Origin of the sequence: Crocosphaera sp., assembly GCF_030064895.1 — a bacterium.
In the GTDB taxonomy this organism is placed as follows: domain Bacteria; phylum Cyanobacteriota; class Cyanobacteriia; order Cyanobacteriales; family Microcystaceae; genus Crocosphaera.
This window is the reverse complement of sequence record NZ_JASJEB010000014.1, coordinates 1-22,633: the sequence shown is the minus strand read 5'-3', so window position 1 is coordinate 22,633 and position 22,633 is coordinate 1. Positions and strand designations below refer to the sequence as shown.

21 protein-coding genes are annotated in these 22,633 nt (G+C 36.6%); 6 read left to right on the top strand and 15 right to left on the bottom strand.

The window, feature by feature from the left end; translation table 11 throughout:
- Positions 1–152: 152 nt before the first annotated feature.
- The 9 genes from QNJ66_RS05980 to QNJ66_RS05940 form a co-directional block, all read right to left on the bottom strand.
- Entirely contained in the window at positions 153–320 is a 168-nt protein-coding gene (locus QNJ66_RS05980) for a hypothetical protein (RefSeq protein WP_300503977.1), read from the bottom strand.
- Between the two features lie 88 nt (positions 321–408).
- Positions 409–657 (bottom strand): FeoA family protein, encoded by a 249-nt coding sequence (locus QNJ66_RS05975; RefSeq protein WP_300503975.1) that lies wholly within the window; start codon positions 655–657, stop codon positions 409–411.
- Between the two features lie 134 nt (positions 658–791).
- A complete protein-coding gene (locus tag QNJ66_RS05970) occupies positions 792–2,555 on the bottom strand; it encodes an iron uptake porin (protein ID WP_300503973.1) in 1,764 nt (587 codons plus the stop codon).
- Between the two features lie 190 nt (positions 2,556–2,745).
- Positions 2,746–3,843 carry a Fe(3+) ABC transporter substrate-binding protein gene (locus QNJ66_RS05965; RefSeq protein ID WP_300503971.1) on the bottom strand — a complete coding sequence of 366 codons (1,098 nt, stop codon included), beginning with the start codon at positions 3,841–3,843 and terminating at the stop codon, positions 2,746–2,748.
- Positions 3,844–4,184: 341 nt separating this feature from the next.
- Positions 4,185–4,484 (bottom strand): hypothetical protein, encoded by a 300-nt coding sequence (locus QNJ66_RS05960; protein ID WP_300503969.1) that lies wholly within the window; start codon positions 4,482–4,484, stop codon positions 4,185–4,187.
- 63 nt (positions 4,485–4,547) lie between these two features.
- Positions 4,548–5,198 (bottom strand): uracil phosphoribosyltransferase, encoded by a 651-nt coding sequence (upp, locus tag QNJ66_RS05955; protein WP_300503967.1) that lies wholly within the window; start codon positions 5,196–5,198, stop codon positions 4,548–4,550.
- Between the two features lie 73 nt (positions 5,199–5,271).
- The gene (locus QNJ66_RS05950) at positions 5,272–6,474 is read right to left on the bottom strand and encodes a tetratricopeptide repeat protein (RefSeq protein WP_300503965.1); all 1,203 of its coding nucleotides are present in this window, start codon (positions 6,472–6,474) and stop codon (positions 5,272–5,274) included.
- 170 nt (positions 6,475–6,644) lie between these two features.
- Positions 6,645–7,418 (bottom strand): hypothetical protein, encoded by a 774-nt coding sequence (locus tag QNJ66_RS05945; RefSeq protein ID WP_300503964.1) that lies wholly within the window; start codon positions 7,416–7,418, stop codon positions 6,645–6,647.
- A 23-nt stretch (positions 7,419–7,441) separates the two neighbouring features.
- Positions 7,442–8,548 (bottom strand): zinc ribbon domain-containing protein, encoded by a 1,107-nt coding sequence (locus tag QNJ66_RS05940; RefSeq protein WP_300503962.1) that lies wholly within the window; start codon positions 8,546–8,548, stop codon positions 7,442–7,444.
- Between the two features lie 215 nt (positions 8,549–8,763).
- Here QNJ66_RS05940 and QNJ66_RS05935 point away from each other — a divergent pair, with 215 nt between their 5' ends.
- The gene (locus tag QNJ66_RS05935) at positions 8,764–10,023 is read left to right on the top strand and encodes a dihydroorotase (protein WP_300503960.1); all 1,260 of its coding nucleotides are present in this window, start codon (positions 8,764–8,766) and stop codon (positions 10,021–10,023) included.
- Between the two features lie 109 nt (positions 10,024–10,132).
- Here the strand turns inward: QNJ66_RS05935 and QNJ66_RS05930 are convergent, their stop codons facing one another.
- On the bottom strand, positions 10,133–11,629 hold the full coding sequence (locus tag QNJ66_RS05930) for a site-2 protease family protein (protein ID WP_300503958.1): 1,497 nt from the start codon (positions 11,627–11,629) through the stop codon (positions 10,133–10,135).
- Between the two features lie 112 nt (positions 11,630–11,741).
- On the opposite strand from QNJ66_RS05930, the gene QNJ66_RS05925 reads away from it, so the two are divergent.
- From QNJ66_RS05925 to QNJ66_RS05905, 5 genes are all read left to right on the top strand, one after another.
- Entirely contained in the window at positions 11,742–12,392 is a 651-nt protein-coding gene (locus QNJ66_RS05925; protein WP_300503956.1) for an MBL fold metallo-hydrolase, read from the top strand.
- Positions 12,393–12,507: 115 nt separating this feature from the next.
- Positions 12,508–12,873: a hypothetical protein gene (locus tag QNJ66_RS05920; protein WP_300503955.1), complete on the top strand. Its 366-nt coding sequence runs from the start codon at positions 12,508–12,510 to the stop codon at positions 12,871–12,873.
- 394 nt (positions 12,874–13,267) lie between these two features.
- Complete coding sequence (locus tag QNJ66_RS05915; protein ID WP_300503954.1) at positions 13,268–14,086, top strand: TIGR04255 family protein; 819 nt, start codon at positions 13,268–13,270, stop codon at positions 14,084–14,086.
- Entirely contained in the window at positions 14,083–14,784 is a 702-nt protein-coding gene (locus QNJ66_RS05910; RefSeq protein ID WP_300503952.1) for a helix-turn-helix transcriptional regulator, read from the top strand. The genes QNJ66_RS05915 and QNJ66_RS05910 overlap by 4 nt, the downstream gene beginning before the upstream one ends.
- Positions 14,765–15,625 (top strand): hypothetical protein, encoded by an 861-nt coding sequence (locus QNJ66_RS05905; protein ID WP_300503950.1) that lies wholly within the window; start codon positions 14,765–14,767, stop codon positions 15,623–15,625. The genes QNJ66_RS05910 and QNJ66_RS05905 overlap by 20 nt, the downstream gene beginning before the upstream one ends.
- 84 nt (positions 15,626–15,709) lie before the next feature.
- Here the strand turns inward: QNJ66_RS05905 and hemN are convergent, their stop codons facing one another.
- The 5 genes from hemN to QNJ66_RS05880 form a co-directional block, all read right to left on the bottom strand.
- A complete protein-coding gene (hemN, locus tag QNJ66_RS05900) occupies positions 15,710–17,107 on the bottom strand; it encodes an oxygen-independent coproporphyrinogen III oxidase (protein WP_300503948.1) in 1,398 nt (465 codons plus the stop codon).
- Between the two features lie 138 nt (positions 17,108–17,245).
- Positions 17,246–18,001, bottom strand: a complete 756-nt coding sequence (locus tag QNJ66_RS05895) for a heme oxygenase (biliverdin-producing) (protein ID WP_300503947.1) — start codon at positions 17,999–18,001, stop codon at positions 17,246–17,248.
- A gap of 355 nt (positions 18,002–18,356) precedes the next feature.
- Positions 18,357–19,049 carry a hypothetical protein gene (locus tag QNJ66_RS05890; RefSeq protein ID WP_300503945.1) on the bottom strand — a complete coding sequence of 231 codons (693 nt, stop codon included), beginning with the start codon at positions 19,047–19,049 and terminating at the stop codon, positions 18,357–18,359.
- 5 nt (positions 19,050–19,054) lie between these two features.
- Positions 19,055–19,681, bottom strand: coding sequence for a hypothetical protein (locus tag QNJ66_RS05885; protein WP_300503943.1), 627 nt, complete (start codon positions 19,679–19,681; stop codon positions 19,055–19,057).
- Positions 19,682–19,728: 47 nt separating this feature from the next.
- Positions 19,729–22,633: CHAT domain-containing protein (locus tag QNJ66_RS05880; RefSeq protein ID WP_300503942.1), on the bottom strand; the 2,905-nt coding region annotated here is incomplete at its 5' end.

Here is a 22,633-nt window from a genome sequence, read left to right as displayed (position 1 = left end):
ACTCTTTTCTGTGGTGTTTTTACAGCATTTTCATCAACCTAGACTATAGATTTTTATGTTGTAGGGGTAAACTATCACTACAATCTACCGTAGCAAATTTCTTTTTAGCTAAAAATAGGACGAAAACCGCGTCTTATTACTGGTTTAATGTGTTATGCAGGATAAGACATTGCTAAAGCTTCTTTTTCCTTAAGTACAGCATCACTATAATTGTAGCCTGTTTCTACGGTCCCCCCTGTTTGTTGCGCATCAACCAAACTATAAGGAGTAGGAGTAGGTGCAATTTCTCTAAATGTAAAGAAAGTTTCAATAGTTTTCATTGGAGTTTGATAATAGGTCTTATACTAGGGAATATAAATTCTTATATTATAAAATAAAAAAAATATAATTAAGATATTTTTTCACAACTTAGTCAACTTCTTCTACACACAAAGCATCCGCTTCTGGTTGATTTAATCCTATTAAATTTCCTTGAATTTCTAAAATAATTGGACAATTTTGTGAAGCTTGACGAATGATCATAAATTGTGTCCCTGGTGTTAATCCCATGGACAATAATTTACCTTGATAACCTTTAAAAACCTTGTCATACCCTACGATATAACCAATAGCACCAACTGATAGTTCTCTTAAATAAGTGTTGACAATGTGTTCCATTGTTTGACCTGAGACAATGTTTTTCTGTGTAGGGATAATTTACTCAATTATCCCTACCGAGGAGAGTTTTATCCATTATTGAAGCTGTCTTATTGTATTAAGTAGAATCCATAATTAACTCTCCTCGTAAAGGTTTAAAAGGTAAATGTTGTCCGAATAGTCCCGATAACTAAAGCATCATTTCTGTCATCAAAATCGGGTTCAGTAATGATGATAATGCCAGGAGTAATAGCAATATTATCGTTAAGAGGATATTCGTAAATCGCCTCAATATGAAAAGAACTATCTTGATCCGTTCTTGTCAAATCATCCGGTAAATTAATATTCGCATTAGAAACCCAAGGTTCCATCCCAACAATAATAGCCCCCGTATCTCCTTCTTTAAAAGCATCAGGAAAAGCTAAAGTAACCGCCCAATTCCAAATATCTAATTGACCTCTTTGGATAACATCATCATCGGGACCGATATCGATCGCACCGAGGGTTCTAGTAGTTGTAAAACCTGCCCAACCGCCTAAGACAAACCTATCCCAAACACGCCAAGTAAATTCTCCACCATAAGAATTATTGACCGTATTAACAGCAGCTTCAAAGTCTTCAAATTCTTCTTCGATAAAAGTTTGAAAATTAGAGCGACGAGTACCTGTTCCCGAGTCAAGATTATTGTAACCATGAACATAGGTAAACGCTACTTTAAAATTATCACTGGGTTCGTAGGCAAACTGTCCAATTAACCCATAGGGACCATTAAACAAACCTGCACCTAAACCTGGGTTTTGAGCATCGGTAGCTAAATAACCCCCACTCCACTCAAATACCTCAAAAAGACGACCTTGGAAACCAATACCAGGCCCTTCACCCATATAATAGAGAGGATTACGACTACCAAAGGCAGTAATAGCCCCGGCTGCACCGTCACCGTCGAGGAAGTTGACAGTAGGAACAAAGTCATCAAACGCACCCCCAACCGGTTCAACGAACATTCTCACGTTTTCAGCCAAATCAAACTCATAAATAATCAGTTCCACGGCTAGATCGCTATCATCCGGTTGAGAAAAGCCCAATTCCCCTTCAAAGGTTCCTGTAATGTCAGAATAGGCGGGTACAGTACCTGTGGCGAGACGTACATAGAGTAAGTCGTTACCGTCAAAAGTGGTATTGAGTTCTAGTCGTCCCCTGTAACCAAAGTTATTCACATTGTTGATCTCTTCGGTTCCGCCGTTTCTATCCCCACTAGCGATCCCAGTTAAACCAACCACAAACTCACCAGTGAGGACGGTAGTGGTAGAAAACTGATGATCTTCGAGGAAAGCAACTCTTGACTCTAAATTATCCACCCTCGCTTTCAACGCGATTAACTCTTGTTCAAATTCTTGGGCCAAGCGTTTCAATTTTTCGATGTCTTCCCGTAAAACGGCAACATTTTCCTGGATTAACCGTTCTATAGTGTTCATACAGGCATTTAAACCGGCGGCGAACTCGTAACGAGATAAAGCGCGGTTGCCTCGGAAAGTGCGATCGGGATAGCCTACAATACACCCATAGCGTTCCACCAGTCCTCGTAAGGCTTCGTAAGCCCATTCTGTGGGGGAAATGTCTTGTAACTCGGAAACACTGGTGACTTGATTCAGGGAACGTTGCTGACGACGACTACCCGAGTTTAAAAATCCGTCCCGAGACTTTCTTAAATGAAGATCCCGATCAATTTTGGGTAACTCAGGCAGGGGTGATGTCTCTTCATCTTCTAAAGAGATAGTCCCTTGACGACCCATAAACTGACTACGAGACTCTCTCAAAGACGAGTCTTGAGTAGGGAAAGCCTGACTGGTAGACGTAGAAAACAGAATCATTCCTAAAACTAGGATTACATTATTAAAGGAAAAAAAGCGGTTCATCATTAAACTCCTCACACTGGTAAAAAATGATAATGATTATCATTATACTTAGTTATTTTTGATGGGGTAGATATAGTAGAAGTCAGAACTCAGAAGTCAGAACTCAGAAGTTAACCCACCCCTAACCCCTCCCAGGAGGGGAGGTCAAAAGGTGTTTAGCTTTATTAAATTCTTCCCACACTCCCCAACTCAACTACTTCCATCCGCCTCGGTTCATCACCTGGACAGCAGTAGCTAAATTTGGACCAAAAGCATCGATAGTGACATCGTCTTCTTTAAAGGTGCCAAAACTTTCTAATACAGGATCAACTGTTACCCCTTCTACAACGGGATATTCGTTGTTACCCTTAGCAAAAAATTCTTGTGCTTTATCGCTGCTTAAATACTCTAAAAATTTAACCGCATTTTCAGCATTAGGAGCATTTTTAACCACGCCCGCACCACTAATATTGACATGGGTTCCCCTATCATCTTGGTTAGGGAAAAATATTTTTACTTTTTTTACTACCTCTTGGGAGGCCGGATCTTCATCTTTAGCTAGGCGCGCTAGATAATAAGTATTAGCTAAAGTAAGATCGCCGATGCCGGCTGCTACATCTTTGATCTGTGCAGTGTCGTTACCTTGGGGTTCCCTGGCAAAGTTAGCTACAAACCCTTTCACCCATTCTTCTGTTTTTTCTTCGCCGTGGGTTTCGACTAAAGCAGCGACTAAAGATTGATTATAAATGTTACTAGAGGAGCGAATAATAACCCTTCCTTTCCATTTGGGATCGGCTAAGTCTTCATAAGTTGATAACTCTTCGGGACTAACCTTATCTGGATTGTACATGATTACCCTTGCCCGTCTGGTGAAGCCAAACCAAAGACCGTTAGGATCACGCAAGGATGCAGGAATTCTCTCCTCCAATATAGCTGAACTGGTGGGGGCAAAAATGTCTACATCTTCGGCGCGCCACAGTCTCGCTACATCCACTGTCATAAATACGTCTGCTTGGGTGTTTTCCCCTTCGCTTTTAATCCGTTCGATTAGTTCATCTGGTTTACCTTCTACCAAATTCACTTTAATGCCAGTTTCTTCGGTAAACCCGTTATATAACTCCGTGTCTGTGTTGTAGTGACGAGAGGAATAGAGGTTAACTTCTCCTGTTATTTCGGTTGGAGTGGGAGTGGAAGTATCATCCGAGGCATTATTATTGTTATTGTTGCCGCAACTGGTGATAAGTTGACTGACTCCCATAACGGTTATGGCGGTAGTAACACTTAAAAATATACGTCTTGATAATTTACTCACGATGACTAGAATTAATTATTGTTATTTGCCTGACATATTCTAGCACTATTGCAAATTATTAGTAATAATTACAGGGAAAATTTTTGTTCAGGGTTGTATTCTGAATCGGAAAAAATGCCGATAATAAGCGTTTTATCCGTTTTTGTAAGAAATTAAAACATAACAAGGTTTAAGTCACCAAGTTTTGACAAGGCGATTACCCCAATTAAGTTTTGCTTGAGATTAGCAATTATATTACGAAGCAAAGGAGACAAAAGCATCTGTCAAGCTTAATTCTCCCAGTCTCCCAGTCTCCCAGTCTCCCAGTCTCCCACACTCCCCACACTCCCAGGAGGGAAGAACTAATCTAAAGAAGTTTCTGATTCCAGGGAATGTTTTTCTATGGGACCGAGTTGTTGACGAACATCATCAATAGCATGATTGAGTTGAGCGATTTTATCTTCCAAACGATTGCGAGCCATTTCAATACTTTCTTCAGAACTCAATTTTTCTCGTTTATCGGATTGAAATAATGAGGATTCGTTTTCTTCTTCATTATTATCAAGACGAGACGCAACCACTGCTCCGATGATTCCCCCAACAACTCCACCGATAATTGTTCCGGTTAAAAATCCGCCTGTAAATCCATCTCGTTGACTCATAAGAATTGACCTCAATATTAAGTAATTATAGCTATTTTTCTGAAGATTAATGTTAATTAAAGGCTAAGTTCCAAAAGCGCGATCGCCGGCATCTCCCAAACCAGGAACAATGTAACCTTTGTCATTAATCCCTTCATCAATAATAGCGGTATAGATGTTCAAACCAGGATAATGTGTATTTAATTGTTGCAGTGCCGGAGGGGCAGCTACCACGGAAATAATACGGACTAAACTAATATCAGCCTCCCGTTGACTAATCTCCTTCATAGCGGTCATAATTGATCCCCCAGTGGCTAACATGGGTTCTAAGATGATAATTTGGGTCTTAGGGGCAAATTTTTGCGGTAATTTGTTGAGATAACAACTATTTTCCAAAGTTTCCTCATCTCGAACTAAACCCAGATGATAAACAGAAGCCACGGGAAGTAATGTTTGCGCCCCATCTAATAGGGAAAGTCCCGCCCGTAAAATAGGAATTATAGCGATGGGGACTTCAGGATTGATCAGAGTCGCATTACAAGGGGCCAGAGGGCTGTTAACTGTGGTTTCTAGGGTAGGAAACCAGTAACGGGTTGCCTCGTAGGTTAACCACCGTCCTAACTCGCTCATAGCGGTTTTAAACAACACTCCAGGGGTGTTGACATCACGGGCAACACCTAACCAATGTTTAATTAAAGGATGATCGGGAACATAAACTCGAAGTTGAGGAGGCATGATTTTTCAGTGAACAGTTAACAGTGAAAAGTTACCACTGATCTATTGTCCATTGTCTATTGTCCATTGTCCATTATTCTTCGGATAATGCTTGGATACGATTTTGGGCTAATTCAAAGCTAGGCTCAATTTCAACCGCTTTTTGATAACTTTCGATGGCATCCGATGGCCGTCCCATTAGTTCTAAAGCACTGCCCCGACTGTACCAAGCTTGGTAATAGTTGGGTTGAAGGGTGAGAACTTTGTCCCAACAGGCGATGGCTTCTGGCCATTTTCCTAAATTATAGAGAACTTGTCCTTTACCGTTGAGAGCTTCTATATCCTGGCCATTGAGGGCTAAAACTCGGTCAAAACTAGCGATGGCTTCGTCTAGTTGTCCGAGAGTTCCCAAAGCACTACCTCGCCTATGCCAGGCAGGGGCATAAGTGGGATCGATAGCCAAAGCTTGATCCCAGAGAGCGATCGCAGCTTCTAAGTCCCCTAAGTTAGATTGTTCAACCCCTTGATTAAAATAGGTTTCTACTGTTTCAGATGTCTCCGATGTCTCAGAGGAAGGTTGAGGGGTAGTAGTATCAGTAGTATCTTGCGGTTGTTGTGATTCAAAATGACTAATTAAAGCATCTACGAGGGTTTGAGGATCGATGGAATCAACCCCTAATTGTTGAGAGACTTGCCGGGAGAGTTCTGGATCTTCTTGTAATCTGACGGTTAGTTCTTCGATGGTGAGGGTTTCTGTCTGAGGGGGTTGGGTAGGTGCTGGGGGGAGATTTTCCTGTAAACTTTCTTCAAGGGTAGGAGACTTAATTTCCCTTTTGATCACATCGGTAGGTTTAGTATCTGGGCCAGCGTATTCCCACACCGCGCTACTTGCTTCTTTACTGTAAAGTGTTCTGCCAATTTCGTAAGCTGTTTTGCCGATGGGTTCTATCTTTTGAAAAGACTGGGCCAACTCTCCCAAACGCATCATTCTTGCTGCCAGTTGTAAGTTAGGGGCGGAAGAAGAAACCGCTTTTTCCCCAAAACGTTCTAACCAAGCTACCCAGAGTTTGGCTTTGCCTCTCTCTCCCAAATCTTCAAAATATTTAAGAATACGCCCTTCGTGCCATCCGTGGGCGACTCCATCCAGGAGTTGGCTAAACAAAAATTCATATTCTGCGTCGCTTAGGGGTTGTTGCAAGGCGTTTTTGTCGTCTCTTCCTAAAGGGGAAGACGAAGCAAATACCTGAGAAAAAAATTGTTGTATCCACTGCCAGAAGCGTTTTAGTAAACCCTGCATACTCAATATTTATAGACTTGGACGGTTGAGAGACAATATTTATTATAATGATCTCAATCATTCTATAATAATCGGTCATCGGTTGTGAGAATTAAATCTACAAAAATCCTCTCTACCCCTTTAGCAAAGGGGACAAGCAACAAATAATAGTAAAACTGGCAATCAGTTCCCTAGATAATCAACTCAAAATCAATATTGTTTTCAACATGAATAATTCCTTTGGGAAGAATAGTACAGAAACTATTGTCATAATGAATAAAAGCTTCATCATCTAGTGATTTGAGAATTGTCTTTTTATATCGACTTGAATTACTATATTTAATCCATCTCATTAAGTCTGTTTCACTTACTCTATTCGGTTGTTTATGATACAAAATAAGTAATGTTTTGTCTTCTGCTTTTAAGTTAGTATTTTGAACTCGTATAAAATCATCAACTTCTACGATGACAGGGATTTTAGTTTCATTAATACTCTCAACAATTTTTCTGGCTTCATCAATACTATTAGTATGATAATTACGAATAATTTCTACTAAAATCCAGTCTGCTGCATGAGATACCAATAAAGAATCAGAATAATTAGGGTTAACTTCTCCACCTACATGAGCAACATCTCTCTGATTTCTAATGTCTAGTAGAATCTTGGTTAATTGAGGAATAAAAAAACGAATTCCTTTAGGCAAGTTCTGATTATTAGCAACACGATTGATGATTCTTGGACTGTTTAAACTTTGCCCAAATGAGGTGTAATTGCCTTGATCTAAATTTTCGATTAAACGTAAAACACATTCACTAAACCGTGCAGCATTTAACTCGGTTGGTTGAAATTTCCTTAATAAAAACTTCTCCTTTATTTCTTGATATTCATCAAGTAGTTTTTCAAGTATTTCTGGAGGAATATGTGCAGATAAAGCTGTCTCGATTTGGTTTCTTTGAATACTCATATTTGTGATCAATTTTATGTTACTTAATTTTCAGTCATCAATTCTTGAGCAATATTTTCTCCTTCTTGTGTGAGATAATATAATCCTTCTGGAGTCTTTTCAAAGTATTTTTTATTATTTTTTCCAGCTAAAATCTCACCAAAACGCTTTTTAGTTACTGAAATAGTTGTATATTTCTTTTTGAGATATTCATAGGCCAATGCTGGCTTAACAGTATTTTCAACATTCAATTTTTTTGTAATAGCATATAAAGCAAAAATAGCGAATTCTAGGTGTTTATTTAATTTTCCTATATCAAAGTTGTCAATTAATTCATCATTTTTATCAATCCATTCATCTATTTTTTCGATTTCTTCATTAGTTATACGAGAAGCTTTATTAGAGTTCTTTCTTGTGGAATTCCAATATGAATTACCCTTAAGTTCTTTGTCTGCCATTTCTGTCTGAATTTTTTCAACTTCTTCACTTCCACTAGGATTAAGTTTAAAAGTATCATCAGGAGTGACTAAGTAACGTTGTGAAATATTATTTAAACGGGTAGTAAAATTTGAATCATATATATTATTTTTCTTGGCTGCCTCTGTTAGATGTTTTTTATTTGGTACTGGTTCTTGAAATAAAATATTATAAGCCCAAACATAAACTAATATAAATCTTTCTTGCTGAGCTTTCTTACTTTTTCCTTTGTAATCAGAATGTTTTTGCATCAAGACTCCATTGCCGTCTTTTTCAAAATAATTAGATGCTGAATCATTATCTGAAATTTCTTGAACATTAGTTTCTATTACTGTATCATTATCTATGTTGTCAGATTGCTCTATATTTTCATGGTCTGATACAAGTAAGGAAGATTTTTTTTGTGGTTGTGTAATTTGTCTCGAACCATTAGAACCATTAGATAAACTACCAGAAATATGATCACCCAAAAAACTAGCCAATTTATCAACTGCATTATCAGTGAAAGATACCTTCAGGTTTTTTGAATAACTATTATTTGTTTGCTTCTCTTCTAAGGACAACGTATTCAGAGGAGTAGTCTGAGACGAAGACTCTGATAAAGGAGTGCCACATTTAAAACAAAAATTATCTTCTTCATTAATAACTGCATCACAATTAGGACAATTTGGCATGATTCACTACTTAAAAGTAAAGTGTACTGTAATATTTTATATTACACGATTTGAAATCCGCAACTTGCTCACACAAAAAACAGCAAAATTTTACAGATATTTTTAAAGATCACAAAATTTTTTTATGTTTCCAGATATCAAAATGGTAAAACTAGCCAACAAGACAATATACAATCGTTGAAAATAGATTAACTCCTACTTTTTGTAATTTTTCTATGACAAGTTCTTCTCTTACGCTACTGCGACAAATTCAAGTCTTAGATCCTGTGACCAATAGTAGCATGACTAATGATGTGTTATTGGGTTCAAGTCTAATTCAAGCGATAGACTCCCATCTTGATAATATTCCTCCAGACACTAATATTATTGACGGAAAAGGCTTAATTCTTGCTCCTGGATTGGTTGATTTATATAGTTATAGTGGAGAACCTGGCCATGAAGACAGAGAAACCCTCGATAGTTTAGCTGCTTCTGCTGTTGCTGGAGGATTTACCCGTGTAGCAATTCTGCCCCAAACCCAACCCCCTATTGATAATTTGGCCACTCTTAGCCACTTACAACAGCGTACAGCGTCCATTACAGGGGTAAAATTTGATTTTTGGGGAAACTTCACCCATCAAGCTACAGGGGAACAAATGACGGAATTGGGGGAACTGGTACAAGGGGGAGTGGTTGGTTTTACAGATAATCAAGGGATTGAAAATTTAGCATTACTCAGACGAGTCTTAGAATATCTTAAACCCCTGAAAAAACCTTTAGCTGTGGTGGCGGAGTTTCCTTCTCTCAAGGGCAATGGAGTGATGCGAGAAGGGTATTTTTCCACCACTTATGGACTTACGGGAAACCCTGCTATGACAGAGGCAACGGCAGTGGCAACTATTTTAGAAATGGTGGCCGCTATGGAAACTCCTGTTCATTTAATGCGCATTTCTACTCGTCGTGCGGTGGAATTAATCGCTTGGGGTAAAGCTAGAGGTATTCCTATTACTGCTAGTACAACTTGGATGCACCTTTTGTTGGATAGTGAGAATATTGGGAGTTATAATCCTCATTTACGCCTAGATCCTCCTTTGGGCAACCCAGAAGACCGTTTAGCCTTAATTGACGGCATTTCTCAGGGAATTATTGATGCGATCGCCGTTGATCATCGGGGTTATACTTATGAGGAAAAAACTGTTCCTTTTGCTGAGGCTCCTCCAGGGGCTATAGGATTAGAATTAGTATTACCTTTATTGTGGCAAAATTTAGTGGAAACGGGAACTTGGTCGGGCTTACAATTATGGAAAGCTTTAAGTAGTAATCCCAGAAAATGTTTAGGTCAAACTGTCCATCCGGTTAAAGCTGGTCATCCTTCAGATTTGATTGTTTTTGATTCTGAAAAAACTTGGACTCCTACTCCCTCTACTCTCAAATCTTTGAATTATAATACTCCCTGGTTAGATCAAGAAATTAAGGGACAAGTAATAGGAATTTAGAATTTAGAGTGGAAAATTGAGAATTAAATTTAGATTCTATAGGGATTTTGAGAAGCTTAAAGAGATTTACGGTTCCTCAGAATGACAATTATTAATTGTTCATTGTTAATTAAAATTGTAACCATTGACTAACTGCACCAGGTACAGGCAATAAAATTACTATTAATAAAGCTAAAGAAAATAAACCAACAAAATCCCTAATATCGTCTAATTCTGTAACATCATTAAGTGCTGGTTGATCCATGATTGGCATTAAAAATAAGAGAATTGCCCAAATTAAAAATTCTGGTCGCATCATCGCTAAAACTAACATAAAAATGCGAGTTAATTGACCGACAACAATGGCCGTTTTTTGACCAAACATGGCATGAACAATATGACCCCCATCTAATTGTCCCACTGGCATTAAATTAAGTGCTGTTACAATTAATCCGATATACCCAGCCACTGCTAATGGATGAAGGTGAAGGGCTTTTTCTGCTACAAAGCTACTGCCTAATACCAATTTAACTAAAACAGCAAAGAGGAAAGAAAACCTTGGATCAAGGGCTTGAACATTTAGTAAAGAAGCATTTTCACCAGTAGGTATAGGAACTATTTCTGATAAAGAAATTCCCCATAATAAGATAGGAATAGTAACAATAAAACCACCTAATGGGCCAGCAACGGCTACATCAAATAAAGCTCTACGATGGGGAACTGGAGATTTCATTTGAATAAATGCTCCAAAAGTTCCCAGGAAAAAAGGAATGGGAATAAAATAGGGTAAAGTTGTGACAATTTTATAGCGAACGGCGGTAAAATAATGGCTTAATTCGTGAATCCCTAAAATGGCAATTAAGCCTAAACTATAAGGAAGTCCTTTTAACAAGAGACTAGGATCTGTATTAAAGTTTTCTTGGGCAACTCCTACAATGGCAACTGCACCAATAAAAGTGGTGGTCAATAAGGTGAATAATAATAACCCTAAAGCAAATAAAGGACGTTTTAATTTTTCTTTATTATTATCTTTTTCGCTTTCGCTTTTTGCCCAAGGGTTAGGAACTAAAGCAAAAAATGGCTTTCCTTGTAATCCTTCTTGAAAGAGAATTAAGAAGCGATCGCCAAAAACTTGTTCAATGTTTTTCTTAATAGATTGATAGGCTTTTTCAGGGGCGGTACGTAGTTTTCCTCGACAAAGAATTGCTTGGGGACGATAATCTAGATTTTGTAGGTAATAGACTCCCCAAGGAAAACAATCTCGTAAAGATTTTTCTTCGGTAGCTGTGATCGGGGGGACTGTCTCAGTGTCTTGAGAGGGTTGTTCTAAGTGTTGGAGTTTTGGCTGTGAGTCTTGAATCTTTTCTTTGGGTTGATCCGAAGCAGGAATTTTACCTCGTTGAATCAACCAAACATAGAGGGGAAAACAAATCATCAAAGGGATGATGATCCACAGAACAGGCATGGGTTGATTCTCCCCATTGATTTCATACCAAATCGTCCAGACTACCGCCGGCATAATCATTACTAACCAAATAATCCACAGGGGGGTGCGAGTAATAGGGGCAACGGTTTTCTGGGCGAGATAGTATGTAAATGCGCCTAATAATAGTAAAAGTAACCACATATTGACAGTTGAACTTGATGTTAAGGATGCTTCTTTCTAGGGATAATTAACCTATTGAGGAATAATAAAGAAATAGCCCCCATATTCTATTGTAGGGAAGTTGTTGACAGAAATGAATGTAAACACTATTAAAAGTCCTAAACCTCCTCGCCTGTTACTGGAAGATTTATTTGCTTTTGCCCCTAATCGAGAGATTTTAGGAGTAACCTCCTATTTCATTGTAGAAAAGTCTGGTAACGTCTTGATAGATTGTCCTGTTTATCACGATGATTATCTAAATTTTCTGGGGCAAAAAGGTGGGGTTAAATGGCTGTTTTTAACCCATCGTGGGGGTATTAGTCCCTCTCTCAAGTCTTGGCAGCAAGCTTTGAATTGTAGCATCATTATTCAAGAACAAGAGGCTTATCTTTTACCGACTATGACTGTCACTTCTTTTGAGAAAGAAATGGCGATCGCGGAAACTATCAGGGTTATTTGGACTCCTGGCCATTCTACGGGATCGTCTTGTCTATATTGGCAACGACACAAGGGCGTATTGTTCACGGGACGACATTTACTGCCCGATCGCCAGGGCGATCCGGTTCCTCTGAAGTTGGATAAAACCTTTCATTGGGGTCGTCAACTGCAAAGTGTTGCTCAATTATGCCATCGCTTTTCCCCTGATACTCTTCATTATATCTGTCCCGGGGCTAATACTCGCTTACTAGGGGAGACGGGGTTAATTGATCATGCTTTTGAACGTCTCACTAGGTTCGCTGAATAAGTTGATCAAAAAAATCACAAATTTGTTCTTTTTGCTGAAATTTTTTAATATTTTTTGATAGACTGTAACATATAGAAACACTTTACTCATAAAAGCGTTAGGAGAAAACAAAGCAATGGCAGGATTTTTAGGATTGTTTAGCGGTCGTAAAGCAAAATTTGTTGATCAACAAGATACTACCCCAGTTCAACCCCGGAAAAAGGAAGCATTTTTCTTGGATAATGATGCAGCTAAAACTCTTGGTGACACCGAGTTTATGCGTAAACCCATTACAATTAAGCGTACTTTTGCTAAGGGTGGTGAATTAGTTCAAGAGATTTCTTCTTTAGAGAAGAAAAAAGCAGGAAGTAACAATATTACTCCTAAGCAAGTTCAGTCAAACAACAATTCTCAAAGCACAACTCCTGTTAACACAGAACGTCGCCAAGCTGATACTAGCATGGATATGTTCCGTGATATGGCTCGTAATATCAAGAAATAGATAGTTATTATCAGTTTGTTTTGACACTCATCATAACTGGATAAAAGCCTGGCGCGGTAAGTGGTTTAGTTTTCTTAAATTTCTTGCCCTGTCAGGTTTAGTTTTGTTTCAAAATATGATCACACTCTGAATTGATTTTCTTTGGTGCATCAAATCAAAAGCATCATTAATCTTTTCTAAGGGCATAACATGGGTGATTAAATCATCAATGTTGTTTAAGTCGATGAGTAAAGGGTCGAGGGAGCATTAATAAAAAAATTAAATAGAACAATTCTTAAACTTCACTTGCTATTTCACAATCTTGCCATACAATGAAGATACAGAACAGTTCTGTCATTAGTGATTGTCTTCTATTAACTAATAAAACCCAATAATCAGAGAGAAATAGCCTAAAATGTCCGAAGTGGTTGACATTAAGAATAACCCACTAATAGATCCAACTCCTTCAGAGGTTCATTTAACTAATGCGCCTCTAGTGCGTGTGTTAGGACAAGTAAGGTTCTCACAAATCCTTTCCGTGGAGAATAAGGAATTTGTTGCTCAATTTCAGGAAGCTATTAGAGCAAAGTACCCCAACCTACAGCAGCAACGAAATCATCAATTCACTTTTGACAATCAAAGAAAGGAACTAATTCCATCACAATCAGATGTTATCTGGTGGTTTACTGATATAAATAATGACTGGCGAGTGTCATTATCATCCAATTTTATAGCCTTAGATACGGTAAGTTACATTAGTCGCCAAGATTTTCTAGAAAGAATGAAAGAAATTTTAACGGCAGTTAGTGAATATATTAAACCCAATCTTGTGGAGCGCATCGGTATCAGATATATTGATCGCTTAACAGGTGATAATGTAAAAAATATATCTAATTTAGTCATACCAGAATTAACTAATATTTCAACATCAATATTTAAAGAACATATTCTTCAAACTTATAATGAATCTCTGTTTCAGTTACCTAATACAAACGAAAAACTTTTAGCACGGTGGGGTTTAATTCCAAGTAATTCTACTTTTGATCCTAATACAATAGAGCCTATTGATGAACCGAGTTGGATTCTTGACCTAGATATGTCTATTTCAGAGAATCAGGAATTTAAAGTTGAAAAGATTTTGGATTATACAAAACGATTTTCTGAAAGAATCTATACTTTTTTTAGATGGTCAGTAACCGATGAATTTCTAAGTCACTTTGGAGGTGAAAAATGAGTAACTCTATGCTTGACCGTCCAAAATATCCGTTTTCTGACATTGGAACATCTACTTTTGGCTCAATAAATCCCCAGAAATCATTTACAGTGATTACTGGTTTAGCAGAGTCTAGTAGTTTTGGATATGATAACCTTGTGCTTCAAAACTTATTTGCTATTTCCGAAAGCACTAATAACGGAATCGTTGTTCCAGAGAAAGCTCCTCGTCTTTTTGAAGATAGTCAAAAAGCGATTAATGAACTCAGAAAAACCAGTGGATTGACATGGGAGCAACTTGCTCAACTCTTTAATGTTTCACGTCGGAGTCTTCATTTTTGGGCAAGTGGGAAGCCTTTATCTAGTAATAATGAAGAGAAATTAAATAGATTGCTTGGAGTTATTAGATATATTAATCGAGGCAGTGCAAGTATTAATCGTAAGTTATTATTGAGTCCTAATGCTGATGGAGAAGTGCTTTTAGACCAATTAATATCAGGAGAATATGATAAAGTAAGGGGGCATCTTGGGCCTGGTAATCCACCCAAAACACCGCAACTAACACCTTTGTCTGAAGAGGAGCGGTTAGCTCGTAAACCTTTGCCACCAGAGGTGTTAATTGATGCTTTACAAGATCCTATTCATAATGATGTTGGGCGTTCTAGACCGGCTAAAGTATTAAGGAGTCGTCAAAATCGCAGTGGAAAACAATCAGATTGATCTCATCAACAATGAGTTAGAAAAATGGTCTCAAGGAGATTTTGTCTTAGGAGAACACTTGTTTGTTCATCGATTTAATCCTCAATGTCCCCTGACATCTGATTCAAAAAATTTATCTGATCCAGAAAGTTTAGAAGAAGACGAAGAAATTGATCTGGTAGAATCTGAAGTGAGGGGTCTAGTGATCATTACACAAACTTGTGATATTGTACGCCGATGTCATGATCGTCCTTTTTTAGAAGTTGCACCTTTGGTAGAAACCAAAGCTGAAAAAATTAATATTAATGATGTAAAAAAAGCAAAAATACCTCAATACGCTTACATAGAAGGAGTTGCTGACCAAAACTTAGTAGCTGATCTGGATCGGGTCATGACAGTGGAAAAAGCATTGATCTTACAATGGGATCGGCAGCAAGGTTGTGTAACTGATGAACAAAAAAGACTATTGAGACAAGCTATAGCAAGAAAAAGAATACGTGTTGCTTTTCCAAATGACTTTGTTAAACTTGCTCGTAAGTTTCAAGAAAGAATGAAAGATAAGCATAAAAAAAGGAGTGATGAAGGAAAAGCTTTACGCGCTTTGCGAGAAATTAGAATTAGTGCAAGACCTTCTTGGAATGATGATAATCTTGAACTAATGTTTTATTTTATTCGTGAAGAAGAACAAGATGATTTTAATGGTACTCAATGGTATGAGTGGCAACAAAAATGGTTAAAGTTATTACCTGAATCTGGACGTTTTCAGTCTATTGAGGGTTTAGTCATAAGTTTAGAAGATATGACTGCAAAAGAATATATTGAGAGTGATCAACTGGATCTCGATCATTTGTCTATGTCGTAAAATAATCTTAAAAATTTAGATTGCTGATTACTGATTGATTTATTCAAGTTAGAAATTGGGGGATGATTTCCCCCAAAACCTCTATTAAATGGCTTTAGAAAAGGACTGTTCTTTGCGTCCTTTTAGATAGGGATCGAATACCGCAGCAATATTTCTGATTAACCAGCGGCCGGTGTTGGTAACTTCTAGGCGATCGCTATGTAAATGGATTAATCCATCAGCTTCTAAAGGCTTAAGATCGATTAATTCTTGTGCAAAATATTCGTCAAAATCAAGATCAAAATGAAGATTATATTTTTCTTCAATGCGATCTTTATAGAGTTCAGATTGACACATTAATTCCATAATAACGGCACGACGAATAATATCATCTTTACTCAAGGTTACGCCTTTTTCGATGGGTAAATGTCCTTCATCTAAGATTTTGTAATAGTCTTTGATCTTCTTATGATTTTGTACATAAACATCGTGTAACATACTAATTGATGTCATGCCAAAGGCGAAAAGATCGGATTCTGGTTTGGTGGTGTATCCTTGGAAGTTACGGTGTAAATCACCGGCTGCTTGGGCGATCGCTAATTCATCATTTGCTTTGGCAAAGTGATCCATTCCGATGAATACATAATCATTATTGTTGAATTCTTCGATGGTCATTTGCAAAATTGCTAATTTTTCTGACGCATCGGGAAGTTCATCAACGGGGAGATTTTTTTGCGCTGGTTTAATCCAAGGAATATAAGCAAAGTTAAACACAGCAATGCGATCTGGATCTAATTCTATGGTTTTTTCAACTGTCTTTTTAAAGGTGTGTCTATTTTGATAAGGCAGTCCATAAATAAGGTCAACGTTGACACTTTCAAATTCAGCTTCTCTCATCCAACCCATAACATTAAATAACATTTCTTCGGGTTGAATACGGTTGATCACTTTCTGTACTTTGGGGTCAAAGTCTTGAATACCAAAACTAATACGATTAAACCCTAAGTTTCTCAAGAAAAATACTAAATTGCGGTCAAGATATCGGGGGTTAACTTCAATGGATATCTCGGCATTTTTGTCAATATTAAAGTTTTTAACTAAGGTATTAAATAACTCCTCAATTTGGGATTGATTTAAGTAGTTTGGGGTTCCTCCTCCCCAATGAATTTGATTAACACTACGTTTATCAGAAATAAGTTCTGCGGTTCTTTCTATATCTTTAATTAAATATTCTAAATAGGGAGGAGCAACTTTTTTGTTCCCTGTAATAATAGTATTACAACCGCAAAAGTAACAAGCACTTTCACAAAAAGGGATATGACAATAGAGAGAAATAGGGGTTTTTTTGTGGTTTCCTGCGGCAATTCCAGCCCGAAATTCTAGTTCCCCTACTTTTGTTTTCAGTTCTGTTGCAGGAGGATAACTGGTATATCTTGGTAAAGATTTGTCGTATTTTTTGATTAAATTTTGATCAAATTCAATAGTTTTAGCTGCTAAGGTCATGGTCTTAATTAGCCTCTCAATGGTTTAAAAATTATGTAGGATAGCTCACAAAAAAAGGGGAAAGTCAGTCTAATCAAAACAGCAACTTTTTTGTTCATTTTGCTGACTTTTTCCCTTGAATAAAATAGGTTTGATGCTTTATTCTGCAATCACTAAATTCTGGGGATGACCCTGACCATGAGGATGTTCTGTTGCCCCAGGAATTTCTTGACGGGTGATTAATTCAAACACATGATCGCCGATTGCTTCTTTAACATCAGCTTCTAATTCGTGGACTACATCACGGTTTAATGTAAAGGCATTATTGGCTTCATCAATTATTTTTTGTTCTATGGTTTCATCGATGGGTAAAGCGTTTAAACCATCACGATATTTTCCTTTAAATTCTCGTCTTGCTTCTGGGGTAGAAATTTGCTCAAATTCATAGAATTGAGTACCTTGATTTTCAGGTAATTTTAAGGCTGAACGGGCAATATTTTTTAAGCTTTGACCACCGGATAAATCACCCATATAACGTACATAAGAATGGGCAACTAATAAGGCAGGTTCAAGTTGAGAAACTTCGCGAATTCTTGCTACATAAGTTTGACCGGCAACTGAAGGGAAAATATCGGCGGCCCAATTTTCTCCATAGTAGTATTCTAGGTCTTGTATTAAGTTTTGTTTGCGATTTAATTCGGGGAAATATATTTTACTAATTATGGGATCATCTTTATGACGTTCTAATTCTTCTTCTAGAGCAGAATATAAGAAATAAAAGTCAGCTAAAAGTTTACGGAAAGGTTCTCTTTCTACAATACCCTTGAGAAAACACTTGGTAAACGCTGTATTCTCTGCTAGGGTGTGGGAGTGACTTGTTCCTTCTCGAAGCTTCTGGGCTAAGTTATTACTCATGATCAATACCTCTTGTTAATACTCAGACGTTAGACTTTAGAGAAAAATTACTACTTCTGTCCTCAGCCATCAAACGACTGCTGTGATCTCTACTTCGATTTATTACTATACAGTTATATCGTCACCTAACTGTCAAATTTAGCAAAACTTAACAACCTGAGTTCGGAGTTCGGAGTTCGGAGTTCGGAGTTCGGAGTTGGAGTGTTTTCCATTAGATAATTAGGGTTTAAGACTCTTGATTTTGAAAGGTTGTCTATAAATTTCCTTATATCTAACTCAGGTTAACATAATGCTGATCATTTGCTGTTGGAGTGTTGTTCAAAAATATTTACCTTAATTTGCAAGATGAAGACTGTTAAAAATATTTATTTTCTTCAGGGGAAAGTTTAAATTCTTTTAAAATTTCTGGTAAATCTTGACGAGGAATAATTCCTTTAAAACATTGATTTACTAATCTTTTACATTTACTTTTACGATCTCTTTCTTGTCGAATTTCTGATAACCTATTTTGCAATTTTGTACATTCTTCTTTTTCGTATAAAGGTGGTACAAAATAATAATTTTCAAGGTAATCAAGTCCCTTTGATAAATTCCTTGGTTTTAACTTTTCTAGTTCTTGTTGTAAACCACTCCAAAAATTTGCTGTTTTTACTCGTTGTTTTGAACGTAAATTATCTTCTAATAAGTTATTGATCCAATCAACTAAAATACTTAGATTTACAGGTATTAAGGCCATTTTTTCTATGTTGGTAAATAATGAAGAAAAACATATCCCATAAATTAGTACCTTAAAGAAAAAATTTAGATCAATATTAGGTTTTTCGACGCAAGTTGTGATAAATAGCCACCAATAAATAAGCGCAGGAACCAAAATATGAATAAATAACCAAACCCAAAATAGAAATGTTCTTAAGGGTTGAAAAAAAATGTATAAGCGAGATTTTTTTTTGAATTTTTGCCAAGCATTATAAGCATTAATAATACCTGGAAATATGCCTAAAATAATATAAGGAATCAGGGTTGATAGATGATTAGAATTATCTTGCATTAGTTTTATAAACGATCTCTCATTGATTTACTCAGTTGTAATCTACCAAGGGATGTTACAGTAAAATAGGTTTCTGAGTCATCCTTCTCAACAGGTAATTCTCCTCTTTTAGTAATAGGTAAAAGATTATACCAAATGCTTCCAGAAAGGGTATTTATTTTTCTTTCATTCCATAGTTTTTTGACAACTTGATGAACTTCCTCTGACTTTAAATTTAAACGATATTTTAGGTCTTCTAGTGTCAATGGATAGTTTTCTAATTCTTGCAAAATAAATAATTCTTTAGGATTAATTTTTTGCTTAGTTTTTGCACTAGAATTAGATGTGTTGTAACTTGAATAATTTGAAGGATAAGGACTTGATATTTTATCTTTTTCTTGACTGTTATATTCGTCTGCTAATTCCTGTCTAGCTTTTTTGTAAGCAGCATTAAAATCAGAAATATTTTGTATTAATGCTATTATTTCATCAATAAATTGATAATTATTTCTTGATGATTCTATTTCAATTCTTTTGATTTTTTCTCTTAAATCTTCAGGAAGTTGCTCAACATCAACATTCTGAATGGCAATTTTTAAAGCGTCTAAGCTTCTTTTTTGACTGGGTTTTAGTGGTTTAGATGGTTGACTCATGGTTTTCTCCTAACAAGTAGGATTAGCTATTTTTATTTTATCATAATTTATAATTGATGGGCAATAAATCCTAACCAATAATAATGCTGTTCATAAGGTTGACTATTGGGATTTTGTTTTTTATTGCTGTTAATTTCATCTTCAATTAAATCCAGAATATTTCTATTAACTTGTTTACTTTTCCCATATTCTAAAAGTTCAGTTAGCCAGATAATTAATTCTTCATTAGTCACATTTTTCAACCAAGTTTGTGCATTTTCTAGAGCAATTTTTGGGGCAATTCCTGCACGATATTGTTGATAAAAATAAATCATTAACCATGCGCTAGAAGCTTCATCAACAGTCCAGAGGGTACTAACAACACAGTTTGCACCACTCTTGAGAAATGCACTAACTAACCCTACATATTCACTGTTAATGGTTTGCTTTCCATTTAAGGCTGTTTCGCAAGCAGAAAGGGTTATTAATTCATAGGAATTAAAATTAAGATGACTTATATCATAAGCAGTTAGCTTACTTTCATTTTCAAATTCTAAAGCTGATCTTTCGGGATCATCAAAAAGATAATAACCGTGACCGGTAAAATGAAGGTGATTATGGTTAGGAATAGCATTTTTAAATTCCTCAATAGTGATTATGGATGATTTTATTGTAGCAAAGTATGTGTTAATTATGCCAGATTCTATTTCAGAAAATACTAAATCTCTTCTGGGGTTCTCTATGCTTAATAATGATTCTTTTTGATTATTGTTTAATTGTTGTTGTTTTTGTTGTAAATTTAAAGCTATTTGTAAACTGGGAAGATAAGATATTGTCCAATTTTTTTTATTAAATAGATAATGTAAGGGGAATCTATGTAAGTCTTGATGGGGAATTAAGATTAATTCTTCAATGTCTTCTAATTCCTTTTCTATCTCAGAAATACCTAATATTTCTTTTAATTTTTCTATACTATCGCTTATATTAATTCGCCAAGGATGCTCTTTTTTATCTTCTATTTCTTTATCTTTTTTACTTCTATAGTCTTGATAATCTTTGTCCCATTCTTTTATCCATTGTTCAAGATTTGAGTTTGATGTTGGCGTTGGGTTTAATGGGATTAATTCGTTTTGTTTGATAATGAAAGTAATTATTCCCATTGGACTATTAAACCAGTAAATAATTGCTTTCTCAGGGTTCAATAACGTTTGTATTTGTTCATAACTGGGATAAATATTAGATTCTGTTTCTAGTTGATTTTCCGTTTTATATCCTTCTAAAATATGAGTTAAACGCCGATTTTTCTCTAATTCTGCGTTGCGTAATGCTTCGATAACTTCTCCTTTTTCTAAAAGAACATTAACGGTGAGTTGACGAAAGGTTAAAAATTTAGCTTCTAGTCTTAATCTTTGGTTTTCGTCTTCAATGGGAACCTTATCTAATAATTGATTGAGTAAATTTAATCCTTGGAATAAATAATCATCGGCTTTGTCTTTATCTCCCACTGCTAAATAAACTTTAACTAAATCTTGAATCACTTCTAACCGTAATTCCGGGAACTGTTCAAGGGTTAAGGTTTCTAAGGCAAAATTATAACTATTAATAGCGTTATCATATTCTTGGTGTTTATATTGCGCCACCCCAATTTTATGATGTAAATATCCCCATCCTTCCGGGTGACTGTCTTGATAAATATGTTTATTTAAGGGGTAGCGATAACTAATTAATTGTCCTTCGTATCCCCGTATATTTAATTCAGGGTTCAACCGAGAAATTGATTGTAGTTGAGATTGATAGAGAAATTGTATTAATTTGTCTGAGTTGGGTTGTTTTAAGAAGGCAATGAGATCAGGAAAATCTCCTATTTCTAGGGATTGAAAATAGTTAATTAACTGTCTGGAAGCGTCGGTTAATTCAAATTGAAGTCTATCTATAAATTGACTTTCTACCCGTAATATTTCCCCTTCACTTGCGGTTGATGAACTTGCTGCTAACCCTCGGTTATGCCAAGCTTCATGATCATCTGGTTTCAACTGTAATGCTTTGTCAAAAGATGCTATCGCTTCATCCAACCTTTCTAAGTTAGCTAAAGCTGCCCCTCGGTTAACCCAAGCTTGATGATCATCTGGTTTCAACTGTAATGCTTTGTCAAAAGATGCGATCGCTTCATCCAACCTTCCTAAGTTACCTAAAGCTGTCCCTCGGTTAACCCAAGCTTCATGATCATCTGGTTTCAACTGTAATGCTTTGTCAAAAGATGCGATCGCTTCATCGAACCTTCCTAAGTTACCTAAAGCTATCCCTCGGTTATTCCAAACTTCATGATCATCTGGTTTCAACTGTAATGCTTTGTCAAAAGATGCGATCGCTTCATCCAACCTTCCTAAGTTACCTAAAGCTATCCCTCGGTTATTCCAAACTTCATGATCATCTGGTTTCAACTGTAATGCTTTGTCATAGGATGTGATCGCTTCATCCAACCTTCCTAACTGACGTAAAGCTATCCCTCGATTACCCCAAGCTAGATGATCATCTGGTTTCAACTGTAATGCTTTGTCGTAGGATGCGATCGCTTCATCGAACCTTCCTAAGTTACCTAAAGCACACCCTCGGTTATACCAAGCTAGATGATCATCTGGTTTCAACTGTAAAGCTTTGTCAAAAGATGCGATCGCTTCATCGAACCGTCCTAAGTTACCTAAAGCATTCCCTCGGTTATACCAAGCTAGATGATCATCTGGTTTCAACTGTAAAGCTTTGTCATAGGATGCGATCGCTTCATCCAACCTTCCTAACTGACGTAAAGCTATCCCTCGATTACCCCAAGCTAGATGATCATCTGGTTTCAACTGTAATATAGCAATCGCCAGGGCGATTAGGACATAGAATAGAGAAAGACCCTTAAACTTTTCTCCTCTATGGCTAAACCTTACAGTTATGATCTCCGCCAGAAAGTCATTGATGCAATCGCGC

Excerpts from the sequence above, each read along its gene's own strand:
- QNJ66_RS05980 (WP_300503977.1), bottom strand. The coding sequence starts at position 320 with ATGAAAACTATTGAAACTTTCTTTACATTTAGAGAAATTGCACCTACT.
- QNJ66_RS05975 (WP_300503975.1), bottom strand. The coding sequence starts at position 657 with ATGGAACACATTGTCAACACTTATTTAAGAGAACTATCAGTTGGTGCT.
- QNJ66_RS05970 (WP_300503973.1), bottom strand. The coding sequence starts at position 2,555 with ATGATGAACCGCTTTTTTTCCTTTAATAATGTAATCCTAGTTTTAGGA.
- QNJ66_RS05960 (WP_300503969.1), bottom strand. The coding sequence starts at position 4,484 with ATGAGTCAACGAGATGGATTTACAGGCGGATTTTTAACCGGAACAATT.
- upp (WP_300503967.1), bottom strand. The coding sequence starts at position 5,198 with ATGCCTCCTCAACTTCGAGTTTATGTTCCCGATCATCCTTTAATTAAA.
- QNJ66_RS05950 (WP_300503965.1), bottom strand. The coding sequence starts at position 6,474 with ATGCAGGGTTTACTAAAACGCTTCTGGCAGTGGATACAACAATTTTTT.
- QNJ66_RS05945 (WP_300503964.1), bottom strand. The coding sequence starts at position 7,418 with ATGAGTATTCAAAGAAACCAAATCGAGACAGCTTTATCTGCACATATT.
- QNJ66_RS05940 (WP_300503962.1), bottom strand. The coding sequence starts at position 8,548 with ATGCCAAATTGTCCTAATTGTGATGCAGTTATTAATGAAGAAGATAAT.
- QNJ66_RS05935 (WP_300503960.1), top strand. The coding sequence starts at position 8,764 with ATGACAAGTTCTTCTCTTACGCTACTGCGACAAATTCAAGTCTTAGAT.
- QNJ66_RS05930 (WP_300503958.1), bottom strand. The coding sequence starts at position 11,629 with ATGTGGTTACTTTTACTATTATTAGGCGCATTTACATACTATCTCGCC.
- QNJ66_RS05925 (WP_300503956.1), top strand. The coding sequence starts at position 11,742 with ATGAATGTAAACACTATTAAAAGTCCTAAACCTCCTCGCCTGTTACTG.
- QNJ66_RS05920 (WP_300503955.1), top strand. The coding sequence starts at position 12,508 with ATGGCAGGATTTTTAGGATTGTTTAGCGGTCGTAAAGCAAAATTTGTT.
- QNJ66_RS05915 (WP_300503954.1), top strand. The coding sequence starts at position 13,268 with ATGTCCGAAGTGGTTGACATTAAGAATAACCCACTAATAGATCCAACT.
- QNJ66_RS05910 (WP_300503952.1), top strand. The coding sequence starts at position 14,083 with ATGAGTAACTCTATGCTTGACCGTCCAAAATATCCGTTTTCTGACATT.
- hemN (WP_300503948.1), bottom strand. The coding sequence starts at position 17,107 with ATGACCTTAGCAGCTAAAACTATTGAATTTGATCAAAATTTAATCAAA.
- QNJ66_RS05895 (WP_300503947.1), bottom strand. The coding sequence starts at position 18,001 with ATGAGTAATAACTTAGCCCAGAAGCTTCGAGAAGGAACAAGTCACTCC.
- QNJ66_RS05890 (WP_300503945.1), bottom strand. The coding sequence starts at position 19,049 with ATGCAAGATAATTCTAATCATCTATCAACCCTGATTCCTTATATTATT.
- QNJ66_RS05885 (WP_300503943.1), bottom strand. The coding sequence starts at position 19,681 with ATGAGTCAACCATCTAAACCACTAAAACCCAGTCAAAAAAGAAGCTTA.